This window comes from Aeromicrobium sp., assembly GCF_036676885.1.
GTDB lineage: Bacteria > Actinomycetota > Actinomycetes > Propionibacteriales > Nocardioidaceae > Aeromicrobium.
Genome location: NZ_JAKFCB010000251.1, coordinates 1 through 6,387 on the forward strand (window position 1 = coordinate 1; position 6,387 = coordinate 6,387).

Annotated in this window: 6 protein-coding genes; 1 reads left to right on the forward strand and 5 read right to left on the reverse strand. The window is 68.6% G+C overall.

All coding sequences use genetic code 11. The features are described from left to right. Positions 1-2 precede the first annotated feature (2 nt). Positions 3-1,046, reverse strand: coding sequence for a sulfate ABC transporter substrate-binding protein (locus V6M46_RS11190; RefSeq protein WP_332664903.1), 1,044 nt, complete (start codon positions 1,044-1,046; stop codon positions 3-5). A 335-nt stretch (positions 1,047-1,381) separates the two neighbouring features. Here V6M46_RS11190 and V6M46_RS11195 point away from each other — a divergent pair, with 335 nt between their 5' ends. Next, complete coding sequence (locus V6M46_RS11195) at positions 1,382-2,272, forward strand: hypothetical protein (protein ID WP_332664906.1); 891 nt, start codon at positions 1,382-1,384, stop codon at positions 2,270-2,272. Positions 2,273-2,308: 36 nt separating this feature from the next. Here the strand turns inward: V6M46_RS11195 and V6M46_RS11200 are convergent, their stop codons facing one another. From V6M46_RS11200 to V6M46_RS11215, 4 genes are all read right to left on the reverse strand, one after another. Next, a complete protein-coding gene (locus V6M46_RS11200; RefSeq protein ID WP_332664908.1) occupies positions 2,309-3,832 on the reverse strand; it encodes a DHA2 family efflux MFS transporter permease subunit in 1,524 nt (507 codons plus the stop codon). A 41-nt stretch (positions 3,833-3,873) separates the two neighbouring features. Further along, entirely contained in the window at positions 3,874-4,968 is a 1,095-nt protein-coding gene (locus V6M46_RS11205; protein WP_332664910.1) for a GNAT family N-acetyltransferase, read from the reverse strand. A 10-nt stretch (positions 4,969-4,978) separates the two neighbouring features. After that, positions 4,979-5,827: a prephenate dehydratase gene (locus V6M46_RS11210; RefSeq protein ID WP_332664912.1), complete on the reverse strand. Its 849-nt coding sequence runs from the start codon at positions 5,825-5,827 to the stop codon at positions 4,979-4,981. A gap of 91 nt (positions 5,828-5,918) precedes the next feature. Beyond that, the coding region (locus tag V6M46_RS11215; protein WP_332664914.1) for a cupin domain-containing protein at positions 5,919-6,387 on the reverse strand (469 nt) is incomplete at its 5' end.

The window sequence follows — 6,387 nt, forward strand, 5'->3', positions numbered from 1 at the left end:
GGTCACGATTGGCCGGACTCCGCGATGATCCTGGTGATGACGCCGCTCTTCTCGTCGAAGAACTTCGTGTTGACCGCCTCCCAGCCGCCGAAGGTCTCGTCGATCGTGAACAGCTCGTCGATCCTCGGGTATGGGTCGGCCGGGTCGTTCGCCCCCTTCACGGTCCCGACGTCGACGCCCTGGACGGACGCGACCGGCCGGAAGCCGTACTTCGCGTAGATGCCCTGGCCCTCGGCGCCGATCGCGAAGTCGAGGAACTCCTTGGCGGCCGGCGCGGCGTTCGTCGTGACCGCGGCGGGGTTCTCGATCAGCAGGTTCTGCTTCGGCACGACGTAGTCGACGGCCTCGCCGCTCTGCCGCGCGAAGATCGCCTCGTTCTCGTACGACAGCAGCACGTCACCCGTGCCGCCCTGGAACGCCGTCGTCGCGTCGCGGCCGCTACCCGGCAGCGCCTTGACGTTGGCGAACAGCTTCTCGAGGTACGCCTCGGCGTCCGCCTCGCTGCCGCCGCTCGCGATGACCGACTGGTACGCCGCCAGGATGTTCCAGCGCGCCGAGCCCGACGAGCCGGGGTTGGGGGTCACGATGCCGACGCCGGGCTTCGCGAGGTCGGCGAACGACTGGATGTTCTTGGGGTTGCCCTTGCGCACCACGATCGCCACGACCGATGTCGACAGGATGCCCTGGTGGTCGTTCTGGTCCCAGGACTTGTCGACCAGTCCCTCGTCGACGAGTCGGGTGATGTCGGGTGCCAGGGAGAAGTGGACGACATCGGCCTTGAGCCCGCCGACGACGGCCCGGCTCTGGTCGCCGGAGGCGCCGTACGACTGCTTCCACGTGACGCCCTTGCCGGGGTTGGTCTCGGCGAACGCCTTCTGCACGGCGCCGTCCGCCGCCTTGGGCACGGAGTAGGCCACGAAGGAGAGCGTCGCCTTGTCGCCGTGGGACGTCGTGGTGTTGGTCGAGGACGGAGCACACGCCGTGAGGACCGCAACGCTGGTCGCGATCGCGACTCCGGTCATCAGATTCCTGCGGGTGATCGTCATCGTCCTGCCTCGTGTCCGGCACGCCACCGTGCGTGCTTCGGACCTCAAACTAGGGGCGCGGGTGAGGCGTTTGCGCAGATCTCATGATCCGAGACGTGTGGCTGCATGCCGAGATGAGGTAGGTCACACGCCCCGGGACGACATCCCATACGAAGCGCCGATGCACCGCGCGGGATGACGTCGTCCGTGGTCGTGGATGACCTTGCCTGCGAACTTGCCGGAGTTCCCGAAAGCCGCGACGCCAATCGGGCCTGACCCCTACGCTCTGATGAGGCCCTCCGGACGGAGAACTTCCGATGATCGCTCACATTCGTCGTGGTGCTGCGCTGACCGCGATGGTTGCTGCCGTCGGGGCCCTGAACGTCAGACCAGCAGCAGCCGAAGAAACGACAACGACTGTCGCTGCCGCCGCTTCCCGCCAAGGCCACTACAACGCGGTTGGCCCCGGCACATGGTCCGTGACCGAAGCTCGTGACGCACCGTGGCCCGCGGATTCCGCGTCCAACGGCAGCGCCTACAGCGGAGGACACAGGTCCAGTGGCTATTCAGCTTGGCTCGTCGAGTTTGCGCTGCCGTCCCGCATGACCTGCAAGGTCGTGTCCGCCCAGGTGTCCATCCGACCGTTCGACCAGATCGGCGCTCCCCCAATCCCGCCCCCAGACCCGCCGTTCGAGCAGGCCAACGTGTTCGTCTCCTCCGGAAACGGCAACCCCACAGCCAGCGCCTTCGAGGCGCCCGTCATAGACCGCCGGGACGTCACGCCGTCCAGTGACGCACCACTCAACCTCGACTTCACCGATGCGACCGAACGGCTCGTCAGCGAGGGATCGGCCTTCGTCGACATCACGGTGTACAACATCCTCAACGGTGGGCTTACGTTGTGGGACGCGCCGTGGGACCAGCCCGCCACTCGCCCGTCGCTGACCGTTACCTGCGCTTCCATCGGTCCGGACGATGACCACGACGGCGTGGCGAACACCGACGACATCTGCCCCAGGACTGTGCTGCCGGACAAGATCACCGCGCTGAGCAAGGTCAAGTACGCCGCGAACAGTTCGGGCGTGTTCCGAGCCGGGTCCGGTGCCACGCCTGGGCTCAGCCTCGACCACACCGCCGGATGTTCGGCGATTCAGATCGGCCAGAGGCTCGGCCCCGTTGTCGAGCTCGACGTCCGCCTGTGGGGCTTGGCGTTGAACAAGCTCCAGAAGTGGGCCGACACCCATTGACCGCTGCCGAGCCGACGCCGCCTGAGCAAGGCCAGATCACTCCGCGACTGGCACCGGCTCGGCGGCGACCGGTGCGGCGCCGCCGTGTCCCGCGTGCGACGGCTTGGCGAAGAACAGCACCAGCACGAAGCCGACCGTGAACGCGATCACCGGCAGCACCAGTGACTGTGCCATCGCGTCCGAGAACGGTCCCTGGACCTGGGCCGGCATCCGGCTGCCCGATGTCTGCAAGGAGTCGGACGAGGCCCCGAGGCCGTTGGCGGTGAGGCGCGCCTGGATCAGCGCCGCGACGGCCGCGCTGCCGAGGACTGCCCCGATCTGGCGCGTCGTGTTGTAGACGCCGGCGCCGGAGCCGGCCGAGCTCATCGGCAGGTTGCGGGTGGCGGTCGCGCCGAGTGGCGCCCACATGCAGGCGTTGGAGACACCGAACAGCGCCATGGGCAGCAACATCTGCCAGACGGGTGTGTCGGGGGAGATGATGAGGGCGAGCCAGGACATCGACACCGCGGCCGTGCCGAAGCCCACCAGGGTGATGTTGCGCGGGTGGACGCGGTCGACGAGCTTGCCGACGAACGGCGACAGCACCATCAGCACGACCGCCATCGGGGCCATGAGCAGCGCCGCTTCGGTCGGGCTCCAGCCGCGGGCGCCCTGTGCGTAGAACTGGAAGGGCAGCGCCATCGCGGTGATCGCGAGCGACACCATCGCGATGCCGCCGTTGCCCAGCGAGAAGTTGCGGTCGCGGAAGAGTCCCAGTGGGACGAGGGGCTCCCTGCGGATGCGCCCCTGCCACCAGACGAACGCCGCGAACACCGCGACGCCCAGGGCGATGAGCAGCGGGACGCTGATGATGCCGGAGATCTGGCCCCAGTCGTACTTCTCGCCCTCCTGGATGCCGAACACGACGAGGAAGACGCCGATGCCGCTCAGCGCCACGCCGAGCCAGTCGAAGTCGTGCGTGTGGGTCGGCAGCGTGGGGACGAGTCGCCAGGCGAGGACGAAGCCGATGACGCCGACCGGGACGTTGATGAAGAAGATCCATTCCCAGCCGAGGCTGTCGACCAGGACGCCGCCGAGGATGGGGCCGACGAGGGTGGCGACACCGGCGGTTGCACCCCACAACGCCATCGCGCTGCCGCGCTTGGCCGCGGGGAACGTGCGCGTGATGACCGCCATGGTCTGCGGCGTGATGAGCGAGGCGCCGATGCCCTGGACGACGCGCGCGATGATCAGCATCTCGATGCTGCCGGTCAGCCCGCACCACAACGAGGCGAGCGTGAAGATCGTCAACCCGAACAGGTAGACGTTCTTGGGTCCGAAGCGGTCGCCGAGCCGCCCCGTCACGAGGAGTGGCACGGCGTAGGCCAGCAGGTAGGCGCTGGTGACCCAGATGACGCTGTTGACGTCGGCGTCGAGATCGGTCGAGATCGCAGGCGTCGCGACCGAGACGATCGTGTTGTCGACCAGGATCATGAAGAATCCGATGACCATCGCCCAGAGGGCCGGCCAGGGCCGGTAGTCGTCGGGCAGGTCGGTCGTTGCGCCTGAAGTGGTTGCCATGTGCACCATTCTGCCCCTCGGCTCCGACAGAAGGCCGGCGGTCAGCGGAGCAGCTCGTAGCCGTGCAGGTCGTCGAACGATCCGTCGCCCAGCCGCTCGGCCGCGTGCTGGGTGCCGTACCGGGTGAAGCCCGCCGCCAGGGCGATCGCGTTGCTCGCCGCGTTCTCGGTTGCTGCGTAGAGCACGAGCCGTCGGCGGTCCAGGCCCTCGGGGTCGAGCGCGTGCCGGACGACCAGGCGTACGGCCTCGGACATGATGCCCTGGCCACGAGCCGCCGGATGCATCCAGTAGCCGATCTCGCCCGACGTCGGATTGATGCCGAGCATGTCCATCACCGCGATGTTGCCGATCAGCTCGTCGGTCTCGCGGTCCGCGACCGCCCATGTCGCCTTGGCGCCGATCGCCGCCTGCCAGACGCAGTCCGCGAGATAGCTGCGGGCGATCGCGGGCGTGTACGGATCGGGGAGGCCGGCGAGGTAGCGCCGGGTCACCGGATCGCTCCACACCTCGACGACGCGCGGCACGTCTGCCTCGGTGAACGGGCGCAGGCGCAGGCGCTCGGACTCCAGCACGGCCGACTCGGCCCAGTGGGTACGAGGCAGTGGGCTGTCGCCGAACCGGATCGACCCGGTCCACGCGTCGAGGACCTGGCCGCGTTCGTGCAGCATGCCCGGGATGAGCCCGTGCAGGCTGAAGCCGGTCTGGTGGGCCACCCGGAGCGACGCCTCGTTGCCGACGTGGGAACGCCAGTGCACGATCTCGACGCCGCCCTCGCTGAGCGCCCAGTCGACCGCGAGGCGTACGGCGCGCGCCATGACCCCGCGGCCCCGGGCCCGGGGGTGCAGCGCGAACCCGATGTCCGCGATGGGGGCGTGGCGGATGTCGACATTGCCGGCGAACCGGCCGTCCACCTCGATCGCCCAGCCGCGATGCGTGCCGTCGTCCCAGCCGCGGGGGATCACCGTGAAGGCGTACTGCTCGGACATCTCGCGGGTGTTCGGGACCGGGATCGACGTCCAGCGCCGCATCTCGGGATCGTTGGCCATCTCGACCAACGCGTCGGTGTCCGTCGGGACGTGCGCCCGGAGCGTCACGACCCCGTCGCTGAGGACGGGGACGTTGAGCGGCCACTTCATACGGCGGTCGTCATGGGTTGAGCGAGCGGAACGGGTCGGCCGGGTACACCCCGAGAATCTTGACGTCGGTCGTGAAGAACTCGAGCTCCTCGAGCGCGCGGCGCAGGGGAGTGTCCTCGGGATGCCCGTCGACCTCGGCGAGGAACTGTGTCGCGGCGAACTGGCCGCCGACCATGTAGCTCTCCAGCTTGGTCATGTTGACGCCGTTGGTCGCGAAGCCCCCGAGCGCCTTGTAGAGCGCGGCGGGGAGGTTGCGGACGTTGAAGATGAAGGTCGTGACGGTCGGCCCGTTGCCGGCCGGTGCCTCCTTGGGCTCCCGCGACAGCACGACGAAGCGGGTCGTGTTGTGCTCCTCGTCCTCGATGTCGGACATCAGCACCTCGAGGCCGTAGATCTCGGCGGCCAGCGGCGGGGAGATCGCGGCCTGGCTGGGGTCGGCGGCGTCGGCGATCTCACGCGCCGCTCCTGCGGTGTCGCCGGAGATGATCGGCGTGAGCCCGTACTGCTTGATGATCTTGCGGCACTGGCCGAGGGCGTGCACGTGGCTGTGCACGGTCTTGATCGTGTCGAGGCTCGCGCCGGGGATGCCGAGCAGGCTGAACTGGATCGGCAGGAAGTGCTCGGCGACGATGTGCAGCCCCGACGTCGGCAGGAAGTGGTGGATGTCGGCGACCCGACCGGCGATCGAGTTGTCGATCGGGATCATCGCGAGCTCGGCCTCGCCGTTGGCGACGGCCGCGAACACGTCCTCGAACGATGCGCACGCCAGCGCCTCCCAGTCGGGGTAGTTCTCCTTGGCGACGATGTGGGAGTTGGCGCCGGGCTCTCCCTGGTACGCGATCCGGTTCTTGGTGCTCACGCCTCCAGTGTCCCAGACCCCTCGCGCCGGTTGAGGCGCGGAGCGACCGGCCGTCCGGTCGCTCCGCACCTGAGGTGCGCAACCGTGGCAGCTACCGGTCTGCCCAGGTCTCGCTCACCGCGTAGTGGTTGTCGAACTCCTCGGAGCACGCGGCGAGATCGCTGACCTCCGCCTCGCCGGTGTGCACGCGCCCGAGCAGGCGGTAGTAGTCGAACCGGCGCATGCCTGGGGTGAAGACGACCAGGACGTCGGCTTCCTTGCCCTCCGGCGGAGCGAACGCGTGAGTCGTGCCGGGAGGCACCAGCAGGAAGTCACCCTTGGCGAGGTCGATCACCTTGTCGTCGACGAGGACCTGGAGCTCGCCGTCCAGCACGAAGAAGCTCTCCGCGGCGCGGGTGTGCGAATGCGGCGGCGCGCCGGGTGAACCGACGGCGAGGGTGGCGCGATTGATCGTGACCGCGCCTCCGGTCTCGGGTGCATCGGCCAGAAGGGTGATCAGGCTGGTCGGTCCGTCGATGACGCATTCGGCCTGGTCGGCGCGGACGAGTACGGGTGAGGTG